Source organism: Marinomonas shanghaiensis (genome assembly GCF_003259175.1).
GTDB classification, from domain to species: domain Bacteria; phylum Pseudomonadota; class Gammaproteobacteria; order Pseudomonadales; family Marinomonadaceae; genus Marinomonas; species Marinomonas shanghaiensis.
The window spans coordinates 32435-57816 of record NZ_QGOK01000003.1 but is presented as its reverse complement, the minus strand read 5'-3'; the positions used below and the strand labels follow the sequence as shown (position 1 = coordinate 57816).

The following is a 25382-nucleotide window of genomic DNA, read 5'->3' as shown; positions in this document are numbered from 1 at the left end:
CTTTTCTTAAACTTTTCGTTTCTGCAAAATTTCATCAATCAAGCCGTACTCTTTTGCCATTTGTGGATTCATGAAGTTATCACGATCCGTATCCATAGCAACTTGTTCAATTGGCTTGCCTGTATGAAAAGAAATAATTTCATTTAACTTATGTTTAATGCTTAATATTTCGCGTGTGTGAATCTCGATGTCAGAAGCCTGACCTTGGTAACCACCCAGCGGCTGATGAATCATCACTCGAGAATTAGGCAAGCAGTAACGCTTCCCTTCCGCCCCAGCTGTTAGCAACAAAGCTCCCATGCTCGCCGCTTGACCGATACACATAGTGCTAACATCTGGCTTAATAAACTGCATGGTATCGTAAATAGACATACCAGCGGTGACAGAGCCACCTGGCGAATTAATATAAAGATGGATGTCTTTATCTGGATTTTCAGACTCTAAAAACAATAACTGAGCGACAACCAAGTTGGCCATGTGATCTTCAACTTGACCAACTAAAAATATCACTCGCTCCTTAAGTAAGCGCGAGTAAATATCAAATGACCTTTCTCCACGAGCAGTCTGTTCAATAACCATTGGAACAAGGCCATTACTTGTAATAGCAACAGGACCGGTAGTTGGGTTCATCAAATTCATATCGCATTCCTTAAAACAAAAAAGTCGACATAACAAATGCTATGTCGACCTTATTAAAAAAGATAAGACTCGTCTTATGCTTCTTCCCCAGCCTCTTCAGCTCGGGCATTTGGCTTGATAGCGTCTTCGTATCCCAATGTTACTTCAGTAACTTGAGCAGATTCCAACAGTTTATCAACAACTTGCTCCTCAAGTACAGCAGATTGCACTTGCGCTAATTGTTCTTTGTTCTTTAGGTAAAAATCAATAACTTGTTGTGGCTCTTGGTAAGCCTGAGCCATGTCTTCTAAGAAAGAACGAACGCGATCGTTATCCACTTTCAATTCGTCTTTCTTGATCACTTCAGAAATCAAAAGACCAAGTTTAGCGCGTTTTTTCGCTTCTTCTTGGAACAACTCAGCTGGCAACTGAGAAGCATCAAAACCTTGACCGCCAAACTGCTGAGCAGCTTGCTTACGAAGTGCGTCCACTTCTTGATCAATAAGAGCAGAAGGTACTTCCACTTCATTGATTGAAGAAAGACCTTCAAACAAGGCATTTTTTAGCTTAGCTTTGATCGCTTGATTAAGCTCACGCTCCATATTTTTACGCACTTCAGCGCGCAAAGCCGCTACGGTTGCTTCTTCTAGACCAAATTTTTCTACAAAAGCATCGTTTAGCTCTGGAAGAATTTGTTCAGCAACAGCAGAAACGGTAATTTTGAAAGTCGCTTCTTTGCCTTTCAAGTTTTCTGCTTGGTAATCTTCTGGGAAAGTGACTGCGATAGTACGTTCTTCGCCAGCTTTAGCACCTAGAATACCGGATTCAAAACCAGGAATCATAGTATTAGAGCCTAATACTAATTTGTGACCTTGAGCAGCACCGCCTTCAAACGCTTCGTCACCCAAGTAGCCAACAAAATCGATTGTTACTTGATCGCCATCAGCAGATTCACGCTCAACGGCAGACCACTCAGCATTTTGCTTGCGCAATGTTTCTAGCATCACATCTACGTCAGCTTCAGTCACTTCAGAAATTACGCGCTCTACTTTAATTGCAGAGTTATCCGCCAATGTTACTTCTGGGTAAACTTCTACTTTAACAACGAACTCAAGATCAGCGCCTTCAGCAAAGTTCTTAGGTTCAATTGAAGGCATGCCTGCTGGTTGAATGGATTCTTTTTGAATCGCTTCAACATAAGCATCACGCATAATTTGTTCTACTGCGTCTAGACGAATGCCTTGACCGTAACGTTTCTTAACAACGCTAACAGGCACTTTGCCTTTACGAAAACCGTCAATGCGAATTGTTTTCGCTGTTTTAGCCACTTCAGAATTTACTTTTTCGTCCACACGAGCAGCGGGAACACTGATTGTCAGAACGCGCTCAATTGGAGACGTTGTCTCTACAGAAACTTGCATAAAACTTCCTCTCGGGAACTTGCTTTAATTTGTTGGCAATCTCGTCATTGACAAGACATACATTCAATTACCAGCCAACAAAACCTAAATAAAATTAATTAAAGTAATGGACTGAAATGGTGCTCCGTACTGGATTCGAACCAGTGACCTACCGCTTAGAAGGCGGTTGCTCTATCCAACTGAGCTAACGGAACGATGCTCATTACATTTCATGTGGTGGGCTATTATAGGGATGGAATAGCAATCGTCAACCAATAGACATAAAAAAGCCCAGTAAACTGGGCTAAAAATGACTATTTGTAACCAAGGAACCGAGAATAGTTAAAATTCACTACTCCGCAGCACAAATATCACAAAAGGAACGAGGTAAATATTACAAGCAGACCCGGTAAAAAACAAGCCGAACGCGCCAAAAGGAGTCACCTTGCACCGTGTTTGTGCAATGTGCATCGAAAGCACGAGATTAGGTAGATTAAAAGACCCCACTCCCTTCGCTCAATAAACAAATTCCCCATCAAAAACCCAACACACCAAGGCAAACCAACCAAAAGTCACCCATACCACGATAAATTTTTTTATCCGCCTGCATTCAATTACTCAGGAATCGTGAAAAATTCTCTGGCTATGATATCGTAATAGCTCAATCAACAGAGTCCGATAAACATGCCTGAACGTCTTATGTATTTTTTTCTTGTCTTCAAACGTTATGGATATTTGACCATCACTAGATTCAAAAACAGCAACCTTTCACAAAAAGCCGCGCAACTCACCCTATCTAGTTTGCTGGCCGCCGTACCTATCATCACCATCATTGTGGGCATACTCAGCTTCACACCCGCTCTCGAGTCGATGCAAACTCAATTGTTTAGATTGATAGAACAACATTTAGCACCAGGCTCCAGCGACATCATGATGCCTTACCTTATTAAATTTTCAGCACAAACTAAAAACCTTCCCATCGCAGGACTCATTGCCCTCTTTGTCACGGCACTATTGCTGCTCAATAGCTTTGAAAGCAGCGTTCAGTCGATCTGGGAAATTAAAAAGGCTCGAAAAATCAGAGAAAGATTACTGACCTACTGGGCGATCCTCACTCTAGGACCCATTATCTTTGCTTCCTCCTTGAGCTTGTATGGCACTCTCATATCCATGCAAATATACGGCATAGAAACCAATAGCTGGCTTGATAATTTATTAGAACTTGGCAGTATAGCTCTGTATTTTTTAATGCTATTTACACTAAATTTTCTGACCCCAAACGCGGAAGTATCCATAAAATGGGCCGCGATATCGGCACTTGCAGGCAGTATTGGCTTGTACATACTCAATACGACATTCAGCTCATTTGCGCAGTTTTTTGCAGGCTACCAAGTCGTTTATGGCGCGTTTGCTGCCATACCTATCTTTCTGGTGTGGTTACAAAGTTCATGGCTCATTGTGCTTGCCTCAATCTGCCTATGCGCCACATTGCATAATGTAAAAAGCACTTCTCAACAGAAAAACTTAGCATCTGGTCAGGATTAATGTAGAATCCCGCAAATTTTTCACAATAGGGCTTACCATGACGAATACAATCAACGACCTAAACAAAATTTTAGATGAAGCGGATTGCTTAGTCGACGAAGTAAAACTCAATGAAGCCCTTGATAAAATGGCATCTCAAATTTCCGCAGATTTGGCCGATAAAATGCCACTTGTGTTGTGTGTGATGAATGGTGGATTAATACCAACGGCGGCACTTATTGAACGCCTAAATTTCCCATTAGAATTGGACTACATCCATGCGACACGTTACGGAATGGAAACGGAAGGCGCTTCACTAAATTGGCTAAGCTACCCACAAACCAGCCTAAAAAACAGACACATATTGGTGATTGACGATATTTTCGACCAAGGGCATACACTTCAGGCTATTGTTAGTTGGCTAGAACAGCAAGAGACCAATAGCGTGTACACGGCCACTGTCATCAATAAACTCCACGACCGCAAAACAGATATGACACCCGATTATATTGGAACGGACGTAGCCGATCGATTTTTATTCGGCTATGGAATGGACTACAAAGGCTTTTTCAGGAATCTGAAAGGCATCTACGCCATCAAAGGCAGCTAACTTGAGCTAGATACAAAAAATTAATAGAGCAATAATTAGCCAAAAAAATGCCCACGTCAAAGTGGGCATTTTTATTTCTCTATTCTATGTGACTAGAAAACGCGGTTAAAACCATTTAACGCAGCAACCCGATAGGCCTCAGCCATGGTTGGGTAGTTAAATGTCGTATTCAAGAAATACTTCAATGTGTTCTGTTTACCCGGCTGCTTCATAATGGCCTGTCCGATATGAACAATCTCTGAGGCTTGGTCACCAAAACAATGAATCCCCAACAATTCCAGCGATTCACGGTGGAACAATATTTTTAGCATGCCCACCGCTTCTCCGGTGATTTGCGCACGAGCCGTATTTTTAAAGAAGGCTCGACCCACTTCGTAAGGCACTTTTTCAGCAGTTAACTCTGCTTCCGTTTTACCTACCGAACTGATCTCAGGAATGGTATAAATGCCAGTAGGCACTTCACTGATGAATTCACCACCCGCAAGACCAAACATGTTAGCCGCTGCAGCACGCCCTTGATCATAAGCCGCACTAGCCAAACTCGGCCAGCCAATGACATCGCCGGCAGCGTATACGCTTTCTACCTGAGTTTGATACGTATCATTTACCGCCAACTGACCACGCGCATTGGCTTCTAAACCAATCGCCTCCAATCCCAAGTTATCCGTATTACCAGAACGACCATTGCAGAATAACAACGCATCAGCGCGTATTTTTTTACCGGAGGCCATGTGCATCACAACCCCGCGCTCCGTTGTCTCAACAGAATCGTAAGTCTCATTATGACGAATGAGCACTCCACCATCGCGCAGATGGTAACTCAATGCATCCGTAATCTCATCGTCCAAAAAGCTCAATAACTTTTTCGCTGGATTGATCAGCTCAACACGAACACCCAAACCACAAAAAATGGAAGCATACTCACAACCGATAACCCCAGCACCATAAATAATAAGAGAACGGGGTGTATGACTTAAACTCAAAATGGTATCGGAACAATAAATACGAGGATGAGAAAAGTCGATATTAGCGGGACGATAAGGACGAGAGCCAGTCGCAATCACAACTTTCTTCGCCACTAACAGCTCAGGTCCTTTCTCATAGGTATTCACTTCGATAGTGTTCACATCTTTGAATTTGCCACGACCAAAATAAATATCAATTCGGTTACGCGCATAGTATTCAGTACGACCCATAACCTGCTTATCAATCACTCGATTAGCGCGGTCCAATACTTTCGGGAATGAGAACCAACGAGGTTCACCAATGTCACGAAACATAGGGTTGGTGTTAAAAGCAATAATTTCCTTAACAGCATGACGTAATGCTTTTGATGGAATCGTCCCTAAATGCGTACAACTTCCGCCGACTTGTGAACTGGCTTCTATAACCGCCACTTTTTTGCCTGCTTTTGCGGCACTCATCGCCGCGCCTTCTCCCGCAGGGCCCGTACCCAAAACCACAACATCATAATGTCTTGTTGTCATAACACCCTCTTCACTGTTCAGTTATTTCGTTGCGTCATAAAATGTGTCATCAGAGACTTTTTCGGCGACATTCTTTTTTGTCTCTTTCTCACACTTGCCTTTATCGCCACCACAAATATCACAAGCCACTTCCATTCCCAACGCACTCATACCACCGCATGAGCCAGAGATGGGCTTTCTTCCCATTAATACGCCAACAGACATGGCTGTCACCAACAAAAGCATAAGGACAAATGCCAAAACGATCGTCAACATTACCTTTCTCCTATAAACAAAAATACAAAGAATTACGCTCTTACTTTAAGTAAGACTTGAAGGCGTCGGATGGACGCTCTTCAAAACCAAAATCCGTTTTTACTAACAAATAAGCGGCAATACCATTTTCTTGAGCAAACTCATAACCCTTTTCTGGGCCAAGCACGGTAATTGCCGTTGCCAGTCCATCGGCCATCGTTGTGGTTTTATCTACCACAGTAACAGATACCAAACGATGTGTAATTGGTCTTCCAGTAACTGGACTTATGGTATGGGAATAACGCACACCATTTTCTTCAAAATAATTTCGGTAATCACCCGATGTCGCCAACGCAATATTGGTTACATCTATAATTCTCTCAGCGATATTATGACCACCAGCAGGACTTTCAATAGCAATCCGCCAAGGCGAACCATCTGGCTTCACACCTTTTGATGCAATCTCACCGCCGACTTCAACTAGGTAACTTTCGATTCCTTTGTCTTGCAAAACTTTGGCCACCGCATCTACACCGTAGCCTTTTGCAATCGAGGATAAATCCACATAAATGTCTTTTTCTTTGCTTAAACGCAGACCATCAAGCGTTAAATACCGATAACCTACTCTCGACTTAGCCTCTTCAATCTCGGCTTGAGTTGGCACCTTGTCTTCTCGCTTCCCAGGACCAAAGCCCCAGAGATTCACCAGAGGACCAATCGTTACATCATATTCACCAGCAGACATATTGCTAATTAGCAAAGCCTTATCAATCACGTAAGCCATCTCTTCGCTTACCGTAACAGTTTGTCCTGCGGGTAATTTGTTAAATTCAGACAACTCGGAGTTTGGATCATAGGTCGACATAAGCTTGTTGACTCTTACCAAGACAGCGTCAACATCGTCTTTCAAATCCCAAGGTTTTTGAACATCTTCAGTAGTATAGAATTTTACGGTGTATGTCGTTCCCATTGTAGGGCCAGAGAAACCTACCAGCTCAGGCGTAAACACGGAAAGTCTATAAAAAACGGCAACAATAATAAGCAGGAAAGCAGAGAACAGTATTTTTTTGCGCATAAAAAGTCTTTTTAATTGCCAATAAAACAAAGACCCACCGTGTGGTGGGTCTTTATTAGGTGCTAGCCACCGAAATCATCAAGCAAAATGTTTTCTTTTTCGACACCTAGATCTTCTAACATCTTGATTACAGACGCGTTCATCATTGGAGGTCCACACATGTAGAACTCACAATCTTCCGGCGCCGGATGATCTTTTAGATAACTTTCATAAAGAACATTATGGATAAATCCAGTTTTGCCTTTCCAGTTATCTTCAGGCTGAGGATCAGAAAGCGCCAAATGCCATTCAAAGTTTTCATTTTCTTCCTGAAGCTTGTCATACTCTTCTACATAGAAAGCTTCACGTACGCTGCGAGCACCGTACCAGAACGAAATCTTACGTTTAGAATTCAAACGCTTAAGCTGATCAAAGATATGAGAACGCATTGGCGCCATACCAGCACCACCACCTACAAACACCATTTCTGCGTCTGTATCTTTGGCGAAGAATTCACCAAAAGGACCATATACTTTAATCTTATCACCCGGTTTAAGACTAAAAACGTAAGATGACATTTGACCTGGAGGCAAGTCATCTTTACCCGGAGGCGGAGAAGCAATACGAATATTAAACTTAACAATGCCTCTTTCTTCAGGGTAGTTTGCCATCGAATACGCACGAATGACGGTTTCATCCACCTTAGAAACGAATTTCCAAAGGTTAAACTTATCCCAATCACCACGATACTCTTCTTCGATATCAAAATCTTTGTAGTGCACCGTGTGAGCAGGCGCTTCTAACTGAACATAACCACCAGCACGGAAGTTAACGTTTTCACCTTCAGGCAGCTTCAACGTCAATTCTTTAATGAAGGTAGCAACGTTAGGGTTAGATTCAACCGTACATTCCCACGCTTTAACACCAAACACTTCTTCAGGCACTTCTACATCCATGTCTTGTTTCACAGAAACCTGACAGGACAAACGGTAGCCATCTTTTTCATCTCGACGAGTAAAGTGAGATTGCTCTGTGGAAAGCATAGAACCACCACCACTCATCACCTTACACTTACATTGAGCACAAGTACCACCACCGCCGCATGCGGACGATAGAAAGATACCACTGTTAGCTAATGTTTGAAGCAACTTGCCACCAGCAGGCGCAGTCACTTCTTTTTCACCATTGATGCGGATTGTAACGTCACCAGTACTTACCAAGCGTGCACGAGCAGCAAGGATAATTGCCACTAACGCAAGCACGATAGCCGTGAACATCACCACACCTAGAATAATTTCTAAGTTGACCATGTTAGTTAAACCTTATTCTTGGTTGTCTAAATGTGCGGCCGATTAAAGCTGCACACCCGAAAATGACATAAAACCTAAACTCATCAGACCAACAGTGATAAAAGTGATACCAAGACCACGTAACCCTGCAGGAACATCTGAATATTTAAGTTTCTCCCGAATACCAGCTAGCGCAGCAATCGCAAGCGCCCAACCAACACCAGCACCTACGCCGTATACAAGACTCTCACTGAAGTTATAGTCTCGCTCCACCATGAACAAAGAGGCACCCATGATGGCACAGTTTACTGTAATCAACGGTAAGAATACGCCCAGTGCGTTGTACAAAGCAGGCATATATTTGTCTAGTGTCATTTCTAGTATCTGAACCACAGCAGCAATAACACCGATGTAACTCAACAGACCTAGAAAGCTTAAATCAACACCACCCAAGCCGGCCCATTCTAGAGCACCATCCGCCAAAAGGTTTTGATACAACAAGTTGTTCAAGGGCACAGTAATCGCCAAAACAACCACGACGGCAATACCTAATCCTATCGCTGTCTCTACTTTCTTAGACAAGGCTAGGAAAGTACACATACCAAGGAAGAATGCCAAAGCCATGTTTTCAACAAAAACGGCTTTAATAAACAGACTAATTAAATGTTCCATTTATAGTGCCTCCTGAGAACGAGAATTTGCTGCAATTTTAAACTCTGGCGCTTCAACTTGCTCTTTCTTGTAAGCACGCAAAGCCCAAATAACCAAGCCAATTACGAAGAAAGCACTTGGTGGAAGCAACATCAAACCGTTAGGCTGATACCAACCGCCGTTTTGCACCGTCGCAAAGATCTCAACGCCAAACAGCTTGCCCGCACCAAAAAGTTCACGGAAAAAAGCCACGACGATCAACATCGCACTGTAACCTAAACCGTTACCAATACCATCAACAAAACTCATTACAGGGCCATTTTTCATGGCAAATGCTTCCGCACGTCCCATAACAATACAGTTCGTAATGATAAGACCAACAAACACAGATAATTGCTTACTGATTTCAAAAGCAAACGCCTTCAAAATCTGATCCACCACAATTACCAATGACGCAATGATGATCATCTGTACGATAATACGAATGCTGTTTGGTATGTGGTTACGGATAATCGCAATAAAGAAGCTGGAGAAAGCCGTTACCAAGGTCAAGGCAATCGCCATAACCAAACTAACACTCAAACTGCTCGTCACAGCCAATGCGGAACAAATACCCAATATTTGTAGTGCTATTGGGTTATTTGCAAGAATCGGCCCAAAGAGGACTTTTTTCACATCAGACATTATTGAACTCCTTCAGTACGCAGCTGTGACAAGAATGGTCCAAAACCTTCTTCACCCAACCAGTATTGAACAAGATGAGTTACCCCACGGCTTGTCAATGTTGCGCCAGATAGACCATCTACTTTATACATTGCTTTAGGATCAGAACTGTCTACACCAGCTTTGGCAAGCGCAATAACAGCCTCGCCTTGCTCGTCGTAAACTTTTTTATCCTTCCACAAAGCCTTCCAGTTAGGATTATCTACTTCACCACCCAATCCAGGTGTTTCACCTTGGTCATAAAAACCAAAGCCAAGCACTGTATTAAAGTCGCTTTGCAAAGCCATAAAGCCGTACATGGTTGACCATAAGCCATAACCATGGACTGGAAGAATAATACGTTCAATCGCATCACCCGACTTTACTAAGTATACCGCCGAGAAATTTGAACGACGTTTAATACCAGCCGGATCTTCTTCAGCTTTGAGAGCAATAGACAAGTTAGGATCTTTAGCGGCAGCCTGTTGATTAAAGGTTGCTACGTTGATGCCTGCAGCGTCCATTTCTTCTTGCGTTGCGAAAGAACCTGTTTGCAGGTTAACAATACGCGTTTCAACCGTCTCAAAAATCTCATCTACAGACTTACCAGGCTCAAGCATGCCAGCTGCAGAAAGAATATTACGTTTACGGTCTAAATCTTTATTGGTGTTCTGTATAGGCTTAAGACCTACCGCTGCCGCTGCAACAAAAATAGAACAAACCAAACACAAAGATAAAGCAACTATAATGGTCTTTTGAATACTATCGTTACTGCTAGCCATTGCGTGCAATCCTCCGTTTAATGTTCGCCTGAACAACAAAGTGGTCAATAAATGGCGCAAACAAATTCGCAAACAAAATTGCCAACATCATACCCTCAGGGTAGGCAGGGTTAACAACACGAATCAGCACAACCATCAAACCGATCAATGCTCCATAGAACCATTTACCACGGTTCGTCATGGAAGCTGACACAGGGTCCGTTGCCATATACATCATACCAAAGGCAAAACCACCCAAAACAAGGTGCCAGTACCAAGGCGTTGCAAACATTGGATTAGTATCTGAACCAATAAGATTTAACAATCCAGAGGTTAACACCATACCCAACATAACACCGGCCACAATGCGCCACGCAGCAATTCGCATGATCAGCAACGCGCCGCCACCAATTAAGATAGCCAATGTTGAAGTCTCACCCATTGAGCCTTGGATGAATCCAAAGAAGGCATCTGACCAAGCAACGGTTAAACCAGGAACACCATCCGCAGCCAATTGGCTTAGCGCTGTTGCACCTGAAAAACCATCAACCGCTGTCCAAACTGCATCACCTGACATGGAAGCTGGGTACGCAAAGAACAAAAACGCACGGCCCGCCAAAGCAGGGTTAAGGAAGTTCTTGCCCGTTCCACCAAACACTTCTTTTGCCAAGACAACACCAAAGGTGATACCCAAGGCGACTTGCCAAAGTGGAATAGTAGCTGGCAGTGACAGCGAGAACAGAATAGACGTAACGAAAAAGCCCTCGTTCACTTCGTGCTTACGCACAGAGGCAAACAACACTTCCCAGAAACCACCCACAACGAAAGTCACAAGATATACTGGCAAAAAGTACATTGCGCCATAAATCATGTTGTCCCATATGCTGGAAGCGTCATAGTTGGTTAGACCACCAATGATGCCGTGGCGCCATGAATCTGCTGCCGTAACTCCCATAGCGTCCATGGCAGTATTGGCTTGAAAGCCAATGTTGTACATACCAAAAAACATCGCTGGGAAGGTACACATCCACACCAAGATCATAATACGTTTCATATCGACCGCATCACGAACATGGGAACCATTTTTGGTCACCGAACTTGGACGATAAAAAATGGTGTCTACCGCTTCAAAAAGTGCATACCACTTTTCGTATTTTCCACCTGAATGAAATTCAGGTTCGATTTTATCAAGTACTTTTCTAAGCCCCATGAATCAACCCTCTTTCTCTATTAGAGTTAGGCAATCCCGAAGGATCGGGCCATATTCGAACTTACCTGAGCAACTGTAAGTACACAAAGCCAAATCTTCTTCGTCCAATTCAAGCGCACCAAGCTTCTGAGCCTGCTCTGTATCATTCACAACCAAAGAACGTAGCAATTGTGTTGGAAGAATATCTAGCGGCATTACTCGCTCAAAGTTACCCAGTGGCAACATGGTACGATCACTACCGTTTGTGGTGGTGGTCATATCAAAAGATTTTTTACCGGTAAGCTTAGACAAGAACACATTCATAATAGAATGTTTTTCTACGCCAGCACGAAGGTAGTGCATCATTTGACGCTCACGACCTTCCAGTAAAACCGACACTTGATTGTGATAACGCCCTAAAAAGGCATAAGGCCCTTTGGCCGCACGACCGGATAACACGGAGCCAGAAACGACTCGGTTATCACCGTCAGCCAATTCGCCTGACAATAAATTATCAAGACTTGCGCCAACTTGTGTGCGAATCAAACGCGGCTTTTTGACTTGTGGGCCAGCTAAAGAGATAACTCGCTCAACACTTAACTCACCCGTAACAAACAATTTGCCTACAGCAACCACATCTTGGTAGTTGATAGACCAAACCGTTTTCTTATCGTTAACTGGGTCAAGGAAATGGATATGAGTACCAGCCAAACCAGCAGGATGCACACCAGCAAACTCTTCGACGGTCACATCAGACGTCGTAGGAATTTTCGCACCAGACGCTTTACACAAGAAAACCTTACCTTCTGTTAAACGTGTTAACACAGTAAGACCGTCAGCAAACGCTTCCGCTTGATCAGCAAGCACCACTTCAGGAGAAGCCGCTAATGGATTAGTATCCATCGCCGTAACAAAAATAGAACTCGGAACGGACGCAATCTCAGGTACTTTTGAGAAAGGACGGGTACGGAATGCAGTCCAAAGACCGGATTCAACCAAATTCTCAACCACCTTACTGCGCTCTAAAGACTTCAATTCAGAACCAGAGTAAGACGCGAAGACTTCGGACTCATCACCTTCAACATCAATAACCAGTGACTGAAAGACGCGTCTTTCACCACGATTAATCGCAGCAACGGTTCCAGAAGCAGGTGCGGTGTACTTCACACCTTCTGTCTTCTTATCCGTAAAGATGACTTGACCTTTCTTGACCTTATCCCCTTCCTTGACCAACATGGTGGGTTTCATTCCATGAAAGTCTGGACCAATCACAGCAACTGCTTTAACTGCAGCGGCCGTCTCAATCACTTGATTGGGAGCACCTGAGATCGGTAGATCTAGGCCTTTTGTAATTTTATACATATGTTCTGCCCAACAATAAATTGAACACAAAAAGCGTAATGCGTAATGCTCATCCCCCCCTCCGGGAAAACATGCATGAGCGAACAATCAATCTTAAGATAATTGTAAAACGCAAACTCACTTCACCAAAAAACCGACGTATTATAAAGATCATTCCCCCCATTGACCAGCTCATGAAGCGGACTTTAAGCACCAACTTTTACTTAAAAGCACATCTTGCTCCTTATTGGCTGGTGTGTAGCCATAAAAAAATACTTTTTTTTGTTATTTTATTACATGATTGAAGACAACTTAGCCCCTCTTCATCACTTTCATAAATTAAATCGGAAAAAGACGATCCAAATGTAAAGCTTCGACGTACTTTAGTCGGTTGCCATATCCTATTGAAAACGACACAATATCGCCTAACTCATGAATAGGCTCAAAAACACGGAAGCACATCGATGATCAAACCAGAAGCTCAAATTCATATTAAAAACTTACGCTTAAGAACCTATATTGGATTCAATGAATCAGAAAAACAAAATAAGCAGGACGTGGTAATCAATGCCTGGATACATTACCCAGCCTCCCAAGCCTATGACACAGACAACGTAGAAAATGCCGTCAACTACAGAACTATTTGCAAAGAAATGATCGCACACACTGAAAACAACCGTTTTTTACTGCTTGAAAAATTAACCGCAGACCTACTGGAACTTTGCATGTCTTCCAGTCATGTTACTTTTGCCAAAGTGGAAGTCGCAAAACCGCATGCCTTACGTTTCGCCGACTCTGTTTCATTAACACTGTCCGCCACTAGAGAACAATAAGCCTAACATGTCAGAAACTGTATCAATCACCCTAAAACCCGGCTTCAAAAATGTCATTAGTGGCTTAGATGGTAGTCGTAAAGCCTTGCAGCTACTTGCTATCGCCTCTCAACACAAATTGCCCATTCTTTATATGGTCAACACGGTGGCTGAACTAAATGAGCTTGAAGATGAAATACTGTTTCTGAATCAAAACAAACGTGAAATACTCAGGTTCAGTGATTGGGAAACCTTGCCGTACGATGCCTTCTCCCCTCACCAAGACATCATTTCCCAACGCCTAGAAACGTTGGCAAAACTCACTGAAACAAAACAACCTATCGTATTGACCACGGTGGCGTCCTGTTTAACGCGCTTGTGCCCCAAACAACATTTAGATGCGCAACGCTTTCACTTAAAAGAAGGACAAGAACTCCCACTCGAAGACTTGTCTCGTAAACTCACAAATGCAGGGTATTTAAACGTAGAAAACGTTCATGAACACGGCGAGTATGCTATTCGCGGTGCTCTAATGGATGTATACCCTATGGGGGCTGAAAACCCCATTCGCATTGATTGGTTTGATAACGACATAGACTCTATCCGCTGGTTCGATCCAGAAACGCAACGCAGCATCAATAAGGTATCAGAAATAAAAATGCTGCCAGCGAAGGAGTTTCCAACCACACCTCAAGGCATTCAGCAATTTCGCCAAGCTTTTCGAGAACGTTTTGACACAAACCCACTTTCAAGCCCGATTTACCAAGACATTTCCAGCGGCATTATTCCCGCTGGCATAGAGTACTACCTGCCTTTGTTTTTCGAACAAACAGCAAGCGTTTTTGACTACCTTCCTGACAACACCTTGATCATTCGAGCAGATAACTTTCACGAGCAACTTGCCAGTATACAATTGGATTTTCGCAGCCGGCATGAGTCACTCAATTATAATATTGAACGCCCAATATTAAGGCCTGATGAGATCTGCCTAATAGAAGACGAGCTATTTGGGCAACTCAAACAATACACCAACGTTATTTTTTCTGCCGCTGGAGAGCATTCCGCCTACCGCGCGCTTGATGCAGTCAAAATTGACTCTAGAGCAGAGCAACCACTGAGTAAATTGCAAAACTTCCTCACGAAAACAACCGCGAGAGTGCTCATTGTGGCGGAGTCTGCAGGCCGCCGAGAAGCACTGCTCGACTTGCTTAAAAAGTACAACATTAAGCCTAAGCAAGTGGATGGCTGGGAAGCCTTTACCAAATCAACGAAGTCACTCGCCATCACTGAAGGCAGCATTGGTCGCGGTTTCATTATTAATGATGAATTGGCCCTTATTCCAGAAAGCGAAATACTAGGTGAACGCGTTTCTCAACACCGTCGACGCAACAAGCAAAACAATATCAGCGAAGACGCCATCATTAGAAACCTCACTGAGCTGAGATTAAACGCGCCCGTGGTACATATCGACCATGGTGTAGGCCGCTACCTTGGTCTCACCAACCTAGAAATTGATGGACAGGAAACAGAACTACTCACCCTTGGCTATGCCAATGATGCCAAACTCTATGTTCCAGTATCCTCACTGCAGTTAATTTCACGTTACACGGGTGCCGACGAAGACACCGCACCACTGCACAAGCTTGGCACAGACAAATGGAGCGTCGCGAAACAAAAAGCCGCTGAAAAGGCGCGTGATACCGCGGCCGAACTGCTAGAAATATACGCCAAGCGTGAGGCGAAAGTAGGCCATGCCTTTGCCAAGCCCGACGATCAGTACGAGCTATTCTCCGCGGGTTTTCCATTCGAGGAAACCCCCGACCAACAAATGGCCATTGATGCGGTTATGCGTGACATGTCCGCTAAAAAACCGATGGATCGCTTAGTTTGTGGGGATGTGGGATTTGGTAAAACAGAAGTTGCCATGCGCGCGGCCTTTCTTGCGGTGCAAGATGGCAAGCAAGTAGCCGTACTCGTTCCAACCACCCTACTCGCTCAACAGCACTACGAGAATTTTTGTGACCGCTTTGCGGATTGGCCTGTGGAAATCGAGTTGCTATCTCGCTTCCGCTCAGGTAAACAATCCAACACCTCGATTGATCGCTTAGAATCTGGCAAGGCCGATATCGTGGTCGGCACTCATAAGCTCATCCAAAGCGATATTAAATTTGCGAACTTAGGCTTGGTTATTATCGATGAAGAGCATCGTTTTGGGGTCAAGCAAAAAGAACAATTCAAAGCGTTGCGAGCAGAAGTCGACATATTGACACTGACGGCCACACCGATTCCTAGAACATTAAACATGTCGTTATCTGGTATTCGGGATTTATCGATTATCGCCACACCACCCGCCAAGCGGTTGTCCGTTAAAACGTTTGTCAAACAAAAAGAAGAGCATCAGATTAAAGAAGCCATTTTGCGAGAACTGCATCGTGGGGGACAGGTGTATTATCTGCACAATGAAGTCCAAACCATTCAAAAAACGGCAGAAGAATTGGAAGCGTTAATACCAGAAGCTCGCGTGATTGTAGGCCATGGACAGATGCGTGAAAGAGAATTGGAACAAGTCATGTCTGATTTTTACCACAAACGCGCTAACGTGCTCGTTTGTTCAACCATCATAGAAACGGGTATCGACATACCCAACGCAAATACCATTATCATTGAACGTGCGGATAAGTTTGGCCTGGCACAATTGCACCAATTACGTGGACGCGTTGGTCGATCTCATCATCAAGCTTACGCCTACCTACTCACACCACATGACCGCAAGGTGACCAGCGACGCCGAAAAGCGCTTAGAAGCCATCATGCTGGCCGACAAACTCGGTGCTGGCTTCACGCTGGCCACACACGACTTAGAGATCAGGGGGACAGGCGAGCTCTTAGGTGACGGTCAGAGTGGACACATTGAGCATGTTGGGTTTGCGTTGTTTATGGATATGCTAGACAGAGCGGTCAAATCCCTGAAAAATGGCGAGTCGCCTGATATTGACATCACCTCCCCCGCTCAAACCGATGTTAACTTACGGGTACCTGCACTCATACCTGAAGATTATTTAGGTGATGTACATTCCCGCCTTATTCTGTATAAACGCATTGCCAGTGCAAAAGTAAGTGACGAGCTGAAAGATCTACAAGTGGAAATGATAGACCGCTTTGGACTGCTGCCAGATGCGACAAAAAATCTGTTCCGCCAAACAGAGCTGAAACTGAAAGCAGAAAGCCTTGGCATCAATAAGATTGAAGCCAATGCAAAAGAAGGTAAAATCACCTTTAATAGCAAAACGCCTGTGGATCCAATGAAACTCATTAGACTCATTCAGACCAAGCCCGATGTGTATAAACTAGCAGGCTCTGATACCTTGAAGTTTTTAGCACCAATGGGCAGCGCAGAAGAGCGTTTCCAGCAAACAACAATGACCTTGGAATTACTACATTGAAAGCTTTAATTGTGACGTTTATATCTTTGGTATTATTGAATACTGCCCTATATGCAGAAGAGAATGACTTTTCTCCCAATAGTGCCAAGGCCTACGAAGTGTATGTTGTTACTTTTATGTGGCCTGAAGGCCAATCAAGCGAGCAGGTAAGTTATAAAAACATACTGTCTACAGATCGCCTCGTTCGCTTCCCAGCCGCCAATGATGGCGCCGGAAATAGCCGCAGCAATAGCCAAGCATCACCTTTTGGCAATATCGAAAGAAGACTGGGTCGTCAGGTAAAGATTCTTGCCAATCAAAAATGGACACTCCTCTTTAAGCGACCAGGAGACACCATCAATAAAAGTTTTGTCAGTCAGCAAAATGAAAATGGCTATCCAGTTTTGACAGGTAATATCACCATCACACTAGGGCGTTATTTGGAGTCAGACATACGCTACCAGCATTACTTATTTGGTCGCACTCAACAAACAGCTGCAGCTCTTCAGGATAAAAATAGCCCAGCATCGCCAATGCTACCGTCAACGACAGATGCGACAGAATTAACTCCAACGATGGTACTGAAATTACATCAAACCAATAGAACTGCCAGTAAAAAAGTTAACTACTTAGATCATCCAACGATAGGCACATTGCTCTATTTTGAACCGATCGAAGTGGAGCAAGCAATGGCCTTTCAGGCAACCACACCGGAAGCAGAAAGAAGCCTGACTTACAACACGAAGACGCCATAGAGTATAAGTGTCCCCACACTGACCAACCACTAGCACACTTAGTGTCAATAAAAAGGAGCCAAAAGCAGGCTCCTTTTTATTGGCTCAAAAACAGTCTAATAACCGCGTGACTGAGCTAATTTCCCCACCCAAGCAACGGCTTTCTGTTCGATCACTGAAAAGAATGACAAGCCTAAACGCTCTGCCATACCTTTTGGCTGTTTGTATGCTAAACGAACCACTTCTGCTGTCTCATAATGAGAAACCAAATAAGCGTCACTGGTCATTACAACATCGACTAATTTATTGTCCAGAGCTTCCGAACCATACCAAGTTTCCCCTGTGGCAATACTTTCAATATCCAACTGTGGACGCTGTCCAGACACAAAACGTTTAAAAAGGTCATGTGTATCTTCTAAATCTTGCTTAAATTTTTCACGACCTTCATCGGTATTTTCGCCCAACATAGTCAACGTACGCTTGTATCGACCCGCTGTGTGCAACTCTACATCAATAAGGCTTTTGTCCAACAAACGGTGCAGGTTTGGTATTTGCGCGACCACGCCAATAGAGCCCAAAATAGCAAAAGGCGCGGCAATGATTTTATCAGCTACACAAGCCATCATATAACCACCACTGGCAGCGACTTTATCGACGCAAATCGTCAAGGGAATCTTCGCTTCTCGAATACGTTGTAATTGGGATGCTGCTAAACCATAACCGTGCACCACACCACCACCACTTTCTAAACGCACAACCACTTCATCCTGCGGTTTGGCGATGCTTAGAATCGCGGTTATCTCTTCTCGCATTGTTTCTACCGCGGAGGCTTTGATGTCGCCATCAAAATCCAACACATACACTCGCTTCTTGGCCTCTTCTTTGGCATCAGCATCTTTAGGCGCTTTTTTCTGAGCTTTTTTCTCTAGCTTTTCTTTTTTCTTCTTCTCTTTTTCAAGGCTCTTTAACGTTTTTTTATCGATTAGTTGACGGTCCAACTCCGCCTTCATGGCGTCATAAGTTTCGTTTAATTTAGTAATAGATAAGCTGCCTGGCTGTGCTTTACGCTTGCCACTTGCCATCATGGCTAACAAAAAACCAATCACCACAGCAACACTGATGAGTTTCAGTAAAAATCCGGCATAGTCAGTTAAAAATTCCAACATTTGTTTCCTCTAAATAATCATAAGTTCTTGGCATATTGGGGATATTTTTACAAATAACAATCATATTTACTGATATTTCACTATAGATACTGTCAAGCATATGCCTTATTATCTGCACACTTCGATCACTCTTGGATATTTTCTAGTCTAAAACATAAGAAAATTAACAAGATTTTTTTGTTTCACCACGCAAAACAGAAAAATCTTGTTAATTTTTTGCACATTTTCAGTGTTTTCCTAAAAGGAGTAATCAATGAAAGCCTCTCTGTCTCAAGCGCTAGGAAGAAATTTCCTCGGTGCATCGCCACTGTGGTACAAACAAATAATCTTAGCGTTTTTAATCATCAACCCGATCGTCTTAGTGGTGTTGGGGCCCTTTGTTGCAGGTTGGCTACTGATTATTGAATTCATTTTTACTTTGGCCATGGCCCTAAAGTGCTATCCATTGCAACCAGGTGGACTGCTTGCCATTGAAGCCGTCGTTCTTGGGCTAACTTCACCAGAAGGCGTCTACGCTGAAGTGTCCCATAACATTGAAGTGATTTTACTGCTTATGTTTATGGTCGCTGGCATTTACTTTATGAAAGACATGCTGCTGTTTATCTTTAATAAACTTTTGGTGAAAGTAAAATCTAAGATCGTCATATCGTTGATTTTTAGTTTTTCTGCAGCCCTACTGTCTGCTTTCTTAGATGCCTTAACGGTCACAGCGGTTCTAATCAGTGTTGGTGTTGGTTTCTATTCGGTTTATCACAAAGCCGCTTCCGGACAGAGCTCTAATAAGAATCATGACCATGGCACGGACGACTCCATTTTGCCCGTGAATGCCGAAGACCTAAACGAATTTCGTTCTTTTTTACGAGATTTATTAATGCACGGTGCGGTTGGTACCGCTCTTGGTGGCGTCGCCACGTTAGTCGGTGAACCACAAAATTTACTGATTGCGAAAGTGGCTGGTTGGAACTTCGGGGAGTTCTTCCTCAATGTGGCCCCCGTTTCCATGCCAGTTTTGATCTGTGGCCTACTGACGGTCGTCGTATTAGAAAAAACAGCTTGGTTTGACTATGGTGCTCAGCTACCCGATACCGTTCGTGACATTCTTAACAATTTTGAAAAAGAAGAAAGTCAAAAACACACACATAAAATCAAAGCACAACTTATTGTTCAAGGCATCGTTGCTATTATTCTCGTTCTGTCTCTTGCTTTCCATGTTGCAGAAGTAGGACTGGTTGGTTTGATGGTGATCGTCTTACTCACCTCATTTAATGGCATTATTGAAGAACACCGTATTGGTCATGCCTTTGAGGAGTCACTACCTTTTACGGCATTATTAGTGGTATTTTTTACTGTGGTTTCAGTAATACACTCCCAGCATTTATTCCAGCCCGTTATTGACATAGTGCTACAGATGCCTACAGATCGTCAGCCTATCATGCTCTTTATTGCCAATGGCTTATTGTCTGCTATTAGTGATAACGTTTTTGTAGCCACTGTCTATATCAATGAAATCAAAGCCGCACTGGATGCTGGTACCATTACTCGAGAACATTTTGACACCTTAGCAGTCGCCGTCAATACAGGCACAAACTTACCCAGTGTTGCCACGCCAAACGGTCAAGCCGCTTTCTTGTTTCTATTAACTTCTGCGATTGCACCACTATTACGTTTGTCATACGGCAAGATGGTGTGGATGGCTCTTCCCTATACGATAGTATTGAGCATCGTTGGCGGATTATGTGTAGTTTACCTATTGTAATACGCTTTTTGATGAATCAATAAGCCACATAAAATCATACTACCAACAAAAAAGAACCCCCCAATCTGTTGAACCAAAGATTGGGGGTTCTTTTTTTATTAGGTTTGCTGGGCTTTTACATTGATGTTTTTTTCTGTTTGCTAATGTTTAATTCGCCAGAGAGACTGACCCGATTTTTTGTCGATTAAGTCCAAACGCTCTTCATGCGCTTTTAGTTCGCTCTCGCTGGCACGGATAATTTTTAGCGCTGGGCGATTAGCTGAAAAACGACGAATGGCTTCCACGCCACCCTCTTCTTTGCTGTCTGAGTCCGCATGAGTAGCAAGCCCCAAACTGGTCTGCCCCCCCGTCATCAGTAGATACACATCAGCAAGAATTTCCGAGTCTAATAAGGCTCCGTGTAATTCTCGATGGGAGTTATCAATACCATAACGCTTACATAAAATATCGAGGTTATTTTTCTGCCCAGGGTGTTTCTTGCGAGCATACACTAGGCTGTCGAAGACACCACATACCTCTGCTGTTTTTGGATAGCCGCCAATGCGTGCAAACTCGTGGTCCATAAAGCCAATATCGAATGGCGCGTTATGGATAATCAGTTCAGCACCTTTGATAAAATCGAAAAACTCTTGAGCAATCTCATGAAAGCGAGGTTTATCAGCAAGAAATTCATTACTGATCCCGTGAACCCGAAAGGCCTCTTCTTCTACCTCCCTGTCCGGATTGATATAAACATGAAAATGCCGATTGGTTAACTTACGACCAATCATTTCCACACAACCAATTTCGATAATTCGATGCCCTTGTTTTGGGTCGATACCCGTTGTTTCTGTATCCAGCACAACCTGTCTCATGATAGCGCCCTTAATTCCTCAATGCCTTTATTTGCCAATTGATCCGCAATTTCATTACCTTCAATGCCCGCGTGACCTTTCACCCATTTCCATGTCACTTCATGGTACTGGCATTGTTCGTCTAAGGCCTGCCAGAGGTCTTTATTTTTTACAGGCTGTTTAGAGGCCGTCATCCACCCTTTTCGTTTCCAGCCAGCTAGCCATTCGGTGATGCCCTTTTGCACATAGGAAGAGTCCGTATACAAAGTCACCGCACATTTTTCTTTTAATGCTCGTAACCCTTCTATTGCTCCCATGAGCTCCATACGATTATTTGTCGTATCCTGCTCACCACCACATAAACGTTTTTCATGCTCGCCAAAGGTTAGCCAAGCTCCCCAACCACCAATACCAGGATTTCCCTTACAAGCACCGTCTGTGTACATTACAACCTTTTTCACTCTTTCATCTCTTTTACTGTTGGTTTCGTTAAAGGCGGCACTCGGACTCTAGCCCCAGACCAACGAGGTTTTAGTGGAATAAAGCGTTTTACTTGCTTTGTTGCCACCATGACATAAATGCCGCTAAAGGGCAGCTTAAGCGGCTTAAACATGCGATCCACCCAAGCAAAACGCGATCGCCATTTGCCACTTTGTAATGGCGGTTGATAATACACAAAGCGCTTTGTTTCCAAGGTGAGACCCGCTACTTTTAGCCAATCCTCTAATCGCTGATGGGCAATAAAATGACCACACCATGGCGCTTTCACTTTTTTTGAAAACACACGACAAAATCCCCAGACACTCCAAGGGTTAAAGCCAATAATGATTAACTTCCCACTTGGCAATAAGGTTCTTGCTGCTTCTCGCAAATCATCGTGAGGCGTTGCCGAAATATCCAAAGTATGGTGAAAAACATGGACATCTACGCCATCGGCTTCAAAAGGCAACTCACTGGCCCTCGCGACCACCGTATTTGACGGAGCACCAAACTCTAAAGTAGGCGCTATTAAAATACTTTCTCGCAAACGATGGTCCCGCAGAGAAAAATCTTTAAGCGGTGATTGTGTGACGAGATAGTAACCTACCGCTGAATCGAGTTCCGCTGCGACCTCATTGCGCTCTAACTGCAACACGCTCTCGCCTAGGTTCGTTTTGTACCAATTTTGAAAAAATTGTCTTGATTGATCATCCAACATACAATGAATTCTCTTTTTTAAACGGTATGACGCTGTATTTATTTTTATAGACACGCCATATAAACAACCACCGCCTCTATAAAGCAGACAACTTATGACTATTTTTCCGCTTCCCGCTTTTCAGGATAATTATATCTGGATCATCCAAGATAAAGATAGTTCCACCATTTGGGCTGTAGATCCAGGAGATGCCGACGTTGTATTAAACTATTGCCATGAATATAACCAAACCTTAGCAGGCATTTTAATCACCCACCACCACAAAGATCATACTGGGGGCGTCAGTAAACTAAAGCAACACTTTGCGTGTCATGTTTATGGACCAAACCACCTAACGGATCTCGTGACGACTCCTGTATTCAATGGCGATCAAGTATCAGTATTCGACAACGCTTTTCAAGTCATCGCTACCCCTGGACACACGCTAGACCATTTGTGCTACTTTTGTTCGCAAGGTCCTAATGTATTATTTAGCGGAGATACCTTATTTAAAGGTGGCTGTGGTCGAATTATGGAAGGAACACCAAAACAAATGTTGGCCGCAATGACACGCATCATGAGTTTGCCTGACGATACACTCATTTATGGGACGCACGAATATACTTTAGCCAACTATCGTTTCGCCCTTTCTTTAGAGCCCAACAATAAGGCACTTTTACACGCCAATCGTGCCAATCAAGCAAAACGTGCCAATAATCAGCCCACTTTGCCAACAAAATTAAGCCTTGAGAAAAAAACTAACCCCTTTTTACGCACCCACATTAAGGCCTTAAAAAGGAAGGCAGCACAACAACTTAACGAAAATCCAAGCGACAATTCTGTCGTCGCATTCAGCCAAGTTAGACGCGCCAAGGATAGTTTTTGTTGACCTATCGCGATACTCCCTTAAAATGTCCAAACTTTATTCAATTTTGTGACTCACATGATATATAAAATATTCTGGATTTGCCTTGTCAGCCTAACCCTAAGCGCCTGCCAAACCGCCTCAAAAATAGAACAAGATAACGCTTCAAACGACCTCGCAGAGTCCTTAGAAGACAGTGATATTACCGAAGCAGATACTGAGCAATTAGGTTTTATTGACACTGTGCCCCCTGTCGAATCGACGGCTGAGGACAATGAAGACGTCACCGATGAACTCCCTATTGCAGAAGTAAAACCAAGAGATCATGACGATATATGGGACAGAATTCGCGCAGGATACCAGCTTGATCTTGATATAGATCGTCCTCGCTTATCTTCTCAACTGCGCTGGTTTAGCTCTCATCCTTCTTATTTGGACCGAGTATCCAAGCGTGGTGAACGCTATTTATATTACATTGTTGAAGAACTAGAAAAAGCCGGTATCCCGACAGAGATTGCCCTTTTGCCTATTGTAGAAAGTGGTTTTGATCCATTTGGTTACAGTCATGGCCGTGCTTCAGGGCCTTGGCAGTTTATCCCTTCTACCGGTCAGATGTACGGATTGGACCAAACATGGTGGTATGATGGCCGACGTGACATTATCGGCTCAACTCAGGCCGCCATCGCTTACTTAACTCGACTGCATAAGATGTTTGATGGCAACTGGTTACATGCCCTGGCCTCTTATAACTCGGGCGAAGGTACGGTGATGAGAGCCATCAGAAAGAACCAAAAAGCGGGCAAGCCTACTGATTTTTGGTCCTTGGACCTGCCGCGAGAGACGCGAGCTTATGTACCCAAGCTAATAGCACTTGCCAAGATCATTAAAGATCCAGAAAAGTATAATTACTCAACCTATTCCATCCCGAACAAACCTTACTTTGATGTTGTCAATGTCGGTGGTCAGATAGACCTAGCACAAGCGGCCGAAATGGCAAATGTCAGTATTGATGAAGTCTATCTTTTAAACCCTGGTTTCAACCAATGGGCGACCTCTCCAGACGGCCCCCATCGACTGTTAATGCCTATTTCCAAGGCAAAAAGATTCAGAGCAAAGCTGGCAGAAATCCCCAGCAAAGAGCGAGTAACTTGGGTTCGCTATTCAGTAAAAGCAGGTGACAATTTACTCTTAGTGGCAAAACAGCACAATACAACAGTCAACGTCCTGCAAGACGTTAATAAAATGTCTTCCTCTATGATCCGCGTTGGGCAAGAGCTAATGATCCCAGTGGCCGGAAATAACATTGAAAGCTACACGTTAAGTTCTCATCAACGCTTGCTGGCCAAGCAATCCAAAGCACCAAACCGCAATCGAATTAAAATAAACTACACCGTCAGTTCAGGTGATAGCTTATGGTTAATTGCCAATAAATATAAAACGGATACCAAAACACTTGCCCGTTGGAATAACATGGGTCTGGGCGATCCGTTAATGCCAGGAAAGAAGCTCGTCGTTTGGCTAGAGCCTGAAAAAACAGAAACAAACAGCACTCGCAGCGTGATCAAGAAGGTGATTTACACCATAAGATCAGGGGAGTCGTTGGCGGTGGTTGCCAATAAATTTAAGGTATCCATTAATGATATCCGTGAGTGGAATCCGAAAGTCACCAGTAAAAAATACGTTCAACCTGGTGATAAGGTGACGCTACTCGTTAATGTGGTCGGTGGCTAAGCCAAGCCAAGCCATCAAAACAGAAAA

At 43.6% G+C, this 25382-nt stretch carries 23 protein-coding genes and 1 tRNA gene; 8 read left to right on the top strand and 16 right to left on the bottom strand.

The window, feature by feature from the left end; all coding sequences use genetic code 11:
• Nucleotides 1-6: 6 nt before the first annotated feature.
• The 3 genes from clpP to DKT73_RS00535 form a co-directional block, all read right to left on the bottom strand.
• Nucleotides 7-639 (bottom strand): ATP-dependent Clp endopeptidase proteolytic subunit ClpP, encoded by a 633-nt coding sequence (gene clpP / locus DKT73_RS00545; RefSeq protein WP_111636673.1) that lies wholly within the window; start codon nucleotides 637-639, stop codon nucleotides 7-9.
• A gap of 74 nt (nucleotides 640-713) precedes the next feature.
• Nucleotides 714-2039 carry a trigger factor gene (tig, locus tag DKT73_RS00540; RefSeq protein ID WP_111636672.1) on the bottom strand — a complete coding sequence of 442 codons (1326 nt, stop codon included), beginning with the start codon at nucleotides 2037-2039 and terminating at the stop codon, nucleotides 714-716.
• A gap of 117 nt (nucleotides 2040-2156) precedes the next feature.
• Nucleotides 2157-2233: transfer RNA gene (locus DKT73_RS00535), tRNA-Arg, on the bottom strand.
• 469 nt (nucleotides 2234-2702) lie between these two features.
• Here DKT73_RS00535 and DKT73_RS00530 point away from each other — a divergent pair.
• The gene (locus DKT73_RS00530) at nucleotides 2703-3563 is read left to right on the top strand and encodes a YihY family inner membrane protein (RefSeq protein WP_111636671.1); all 861 of its coding nucleotides are present in this window, start codon (nucleotides 2703-2705) and stop codon (nucleotides 3561-3563) included.
• Nucleotides 3564-3600: 37 nt separating this feature from the next.
• Nucleotides 3601-4152 carry a hypoxanthine-guanine phosphoribosyltransferase gene (locus DKT73_RS00525; RefSeq protein ID WP_111636670.1) on the top strand — a complete coding sequence of 184 codons (552 nt, stop codon included), beginning with the start codon at nucleotides 3601-3603 and terminating at the stop codon, nucleotides 4150-4152.
• Nucleotides 4153-4244: 92 nt separating this feature from the next.
• Here DKT73_RS00525 and sthA read toward each other — a convergent pair whose 3' ends face one another.
• From sthA to DKT73_RS00480, 9 genes are all read right to left on the bottom strand, one after another.
• A complete protein-coding gene (sthA, locus tag DKT73_RS00520) occupies nucleotides 4245-5639 on the bottom strand; it encodes a Si-specific NAD(P)(+) transhydrogenase (RefSeq protein ID WP_111636669.1) in 1395 nt (464 codons plus the stop codon).
• A gap of 21 nt (nucleotides 5640-5660) precedes the next feature.
• Nucleotides 5661-5894, bottom strand: a complete 234-nt coding sequence (nqrM, locus tag DKT73_RS00515; RefSeq protein ID WP_111607681.1) for a (Na+)-NQR maturation NqrM — start codon at nucleotides 5892-5894, stop codon at nucleotides 5661-5663.
• 40 nt (nucleotides 5895-5934) lie between these two features.
• Complete coding sequence (locus tag DKT73_RS00510; protein ID WP_111636668.1) at nucleotides 5935-6948, bottom strand: FAD:protein FMN transferase; 1014 nt, start codon at nucleotides 6946-6948, stop codon at nucleotides 5935-5937.
• 62 nt (nucleotides 6949-7010) lie between these two features.
• A complete protein-coding gene (gene nqrF, locus DKT73_RS00505; RefSeq protein WP_111636667.1) occupies nucleotides 7011-8237 on the bottom strand; it encodes an NADH:ubiquinone reductase (Na(+)-transporting) subunit F in 1227 nt (408 codons plus the stop codon).
• Nucleotides 8238-8279: 42 nt separating this feature from the next.
• On the bottom strand, nucleotides 8280-8888 hold the full coding sequence (gene nqrE / locus DKT73_RS00500) for an NADH:ubiquinone reductase (Na(+)-transporting) subunit E (protein ID WP_111607678.1): 609 nt from the start codon (nucleotides 8886-8888) through the stop codon (nucleotides 8280-8282).
• Nucleotides 8889-9551, bottom strand: a complete 663-nt coding sequence (locus DKT73_RS00495) for an NADH:ubiquinone reductase (Na(+)-transporting) subunit D (RefSeq protein ID WP_111607677.1) — start codon at nucleotides 9549-9551, stop codon at nucleotides 8889-8891.
• Nucleotides 9551-10351, bottom strand: a complete 801-nt coding sequence (locus DKT73_RS00490; protein WP_111636666.1) for a Na(+)-translocating NADH-quinone reductase subunit C — start codon at nucleotides 10349-10351, stop codon at nucleotides 9551-9553. The genes DKT73_RS00495 and DKT73_RS00490 overlap by 1 nt, the downstream gene beginning before the upstream one ends.
• On the bottom strand, nucleotides 10344-11540 hold the full coding sequence (locus tag DKT73_RS00485; RefSeq protein WP_111636665.1) for an NADH:ubiquinone reductase (Na(+)-transporting) subunit B: 1197 nt from the start codon (nucleotides 11538-11540) through the stop codon (nucleotides 10344-10346). The genes DKT73_RS00490 and DKT73_RS00485 overlap by 8 nt, the downstream gene beginning before the upstream one ends.
• A 3-nt stretch (nucleotides 11541-11543) precedes the next feature.
• The gene (locus DKT73_RS00480; protein ID WP_111636664.1) at nucleotides 11544-12881 is read right to left on the bottom strand and encodes a Na(+)-translocating NADH-quinone reductase subunit A; all 1338 of its coding nucleotides are present in this window, start codon (nucleotides 12879-12881) and stop codon (nucleotides 11544-11546) included.
• A gap of 443 nt (nucleotides 12882-13324) precedes the next feature.
• Between DKT73_RS00480 and folX the strand changes: the two genes are divergently transcribed.
• Genes folX through DKT73_RS00465 form a run of 3 tightly spaced genes read left to right on the top strand, consistent with a single transcriptional unit; the run spans nucleotide 13325 to nucleotide 17848 of the window.
• Nucleotides 13325-13693 (top strand): dihydroneopterin triphosphate 2'-epimerase, encoded by a 369-nt coding sequence (gene folX / locus DKT73_RS00475; protein ID WP_198666505.1) that lies wholly within the window; start codon nucleotides 13325-13327, stop codon nucleotides 13691-13693.
• A 7-nt stretch (nucleotides 13694-13700) separates the two neighbouring features.
• On the top strand, nucleotides 13701-17114 hold the full coding sequence (gene mfd / locus DKT73_RS00470) for a transcription-repair coupling factor (protein WP_111636663.1): 3414 nt from the start codon (nucleotides 13701-13703) through the stop codon (nucleotides 17112-17114).
• Nucleotides 17111-17848 carry a CsiV family protein gene (locus tag DKT73_RS00465; protein WP_111636662.1) on the top strand — a complete coding sequence of 246 codons (738 nt, stop codon included), beginning with the start codon at nucleotides 17111-17113 and terminating at the stop codon, nucleotides 17846-17848. The genes mfd and DKT73_RS00465 overlap by 4 nt, the downstream gene beginning before the upstream one ends.
• Nucleotides 17849-17943: 95 nt before the next feature.
• On the opposite strand, the gene sohB is transcribed toward DKT73_RS00465, so the two are convergent.
• The gene (gene sohB / locus DKT73_RS00460; RefSeq protein ID WP_111636661.1) at nucleotides 17944-18993 is read right to left on the bottom strand and encodes a protease SohB; all 1050 of its coding nucleotides are present in this window, start codon (nucleotides 18991-18993) and stop codon (nucleotides 17944-17946) included.
• A 253-nt stretch (nucleotides 18994-19246) separates the two neighbouring features.
• Between sohB and nhaB the strand changes: the two genes are divergently transcribed.
• A complete protein-coding gene (gene nhaB / locus DKT73_RS00455) occupies nucleotides 19247-20749 on the top strand; it encodes a sodium/proton antiporter NhaB (RefSeq protein ID WP_111636660.1) in 1503 nt (500 codons plus the stop codon).
• 140 nt (nucleotides 20750-20889) lie between these two features.
• On the opposite strand, the gene dnaQ is transcribed toward nhaB, so the two are convergent.
• The 3 genes from dnaQ to DKT73_RS00440 are packed head-to-tail and all read right to left on the bottom strand — an operon-like array spanning nucleotide 20890 to nucleotide 22780.
• Nucleotides 20890-21603 (bottom strand): DNA polymerase III subunit epsilon, encoded by a 714-nt coding sequence (dnaQ, locus tag DKT73_RS00450; protein ID WP_111636659.1) that lies wholly within the window; start codon nucleotides 21601-21603, stop codon nucleotides 20890-20892.
• On the bottom strand, nucleotides 21600-22043 hold the full coding sequence (gene rnhA / locus DKT73_RS00445) for a ribonuclease HI (protein WP_232827747.1): 444 nt from the start codon (nucleotides 22041-22043) through the stop codon (nucleotides 21600-21602). Before rnhA ends, dnaQ begins: the two co-directional genes overlap by 4 nt.
• Entirely contained in the window at nucleotides 22040-22780 is a 741-nt protein-coding gene (locus DKT73_RS00440) for a class I SAM-dependent methyltransferase (protein ID WP_111636658.1), read from the bottom strand. Before DKT73_RS00440 ends, rnhA begins: the two co-directional genes overlap by 4 nt.
• 94 nt (nucleotides 22781-22874) lie before the next feature.
• On the opposite strand from DKT73_RS00440, the gene gloB reads away from it, so the two are divergent.
• Both gloB and DKT73_RS00430 read left to right on the top strand, forming a co-directional pair.
• Nucleotides 22875-23648: a hydroxyacylglutathione hydrolase gene (gloB, locus tag DKT73_RS00435; protein WP_111636657.1), complete on the top strand. Its 774-nt coding sequence runs from the start codon at nucleotides 22875-22877 to the stop codon at nucleotides 23646-23648.
• Nucleotides 23649-23702: 54 nt separating this feature from the next.
• The gene (locus DKT73_RS00430; RefSeq protein ID WP_111636656.1) at nucleotides 23703-25355 is read left to right on the top strand and encodes a LysM peptidoglycan-binding domain-containing protein; all 1653 of its coding nucleotides are present in this window, start codon (nucleotides 23703-23705) and stop codon (nucleotides 25353-25355) included.
• Nucleotides 25356-25382: the final 27 nt, after the last annotated feature.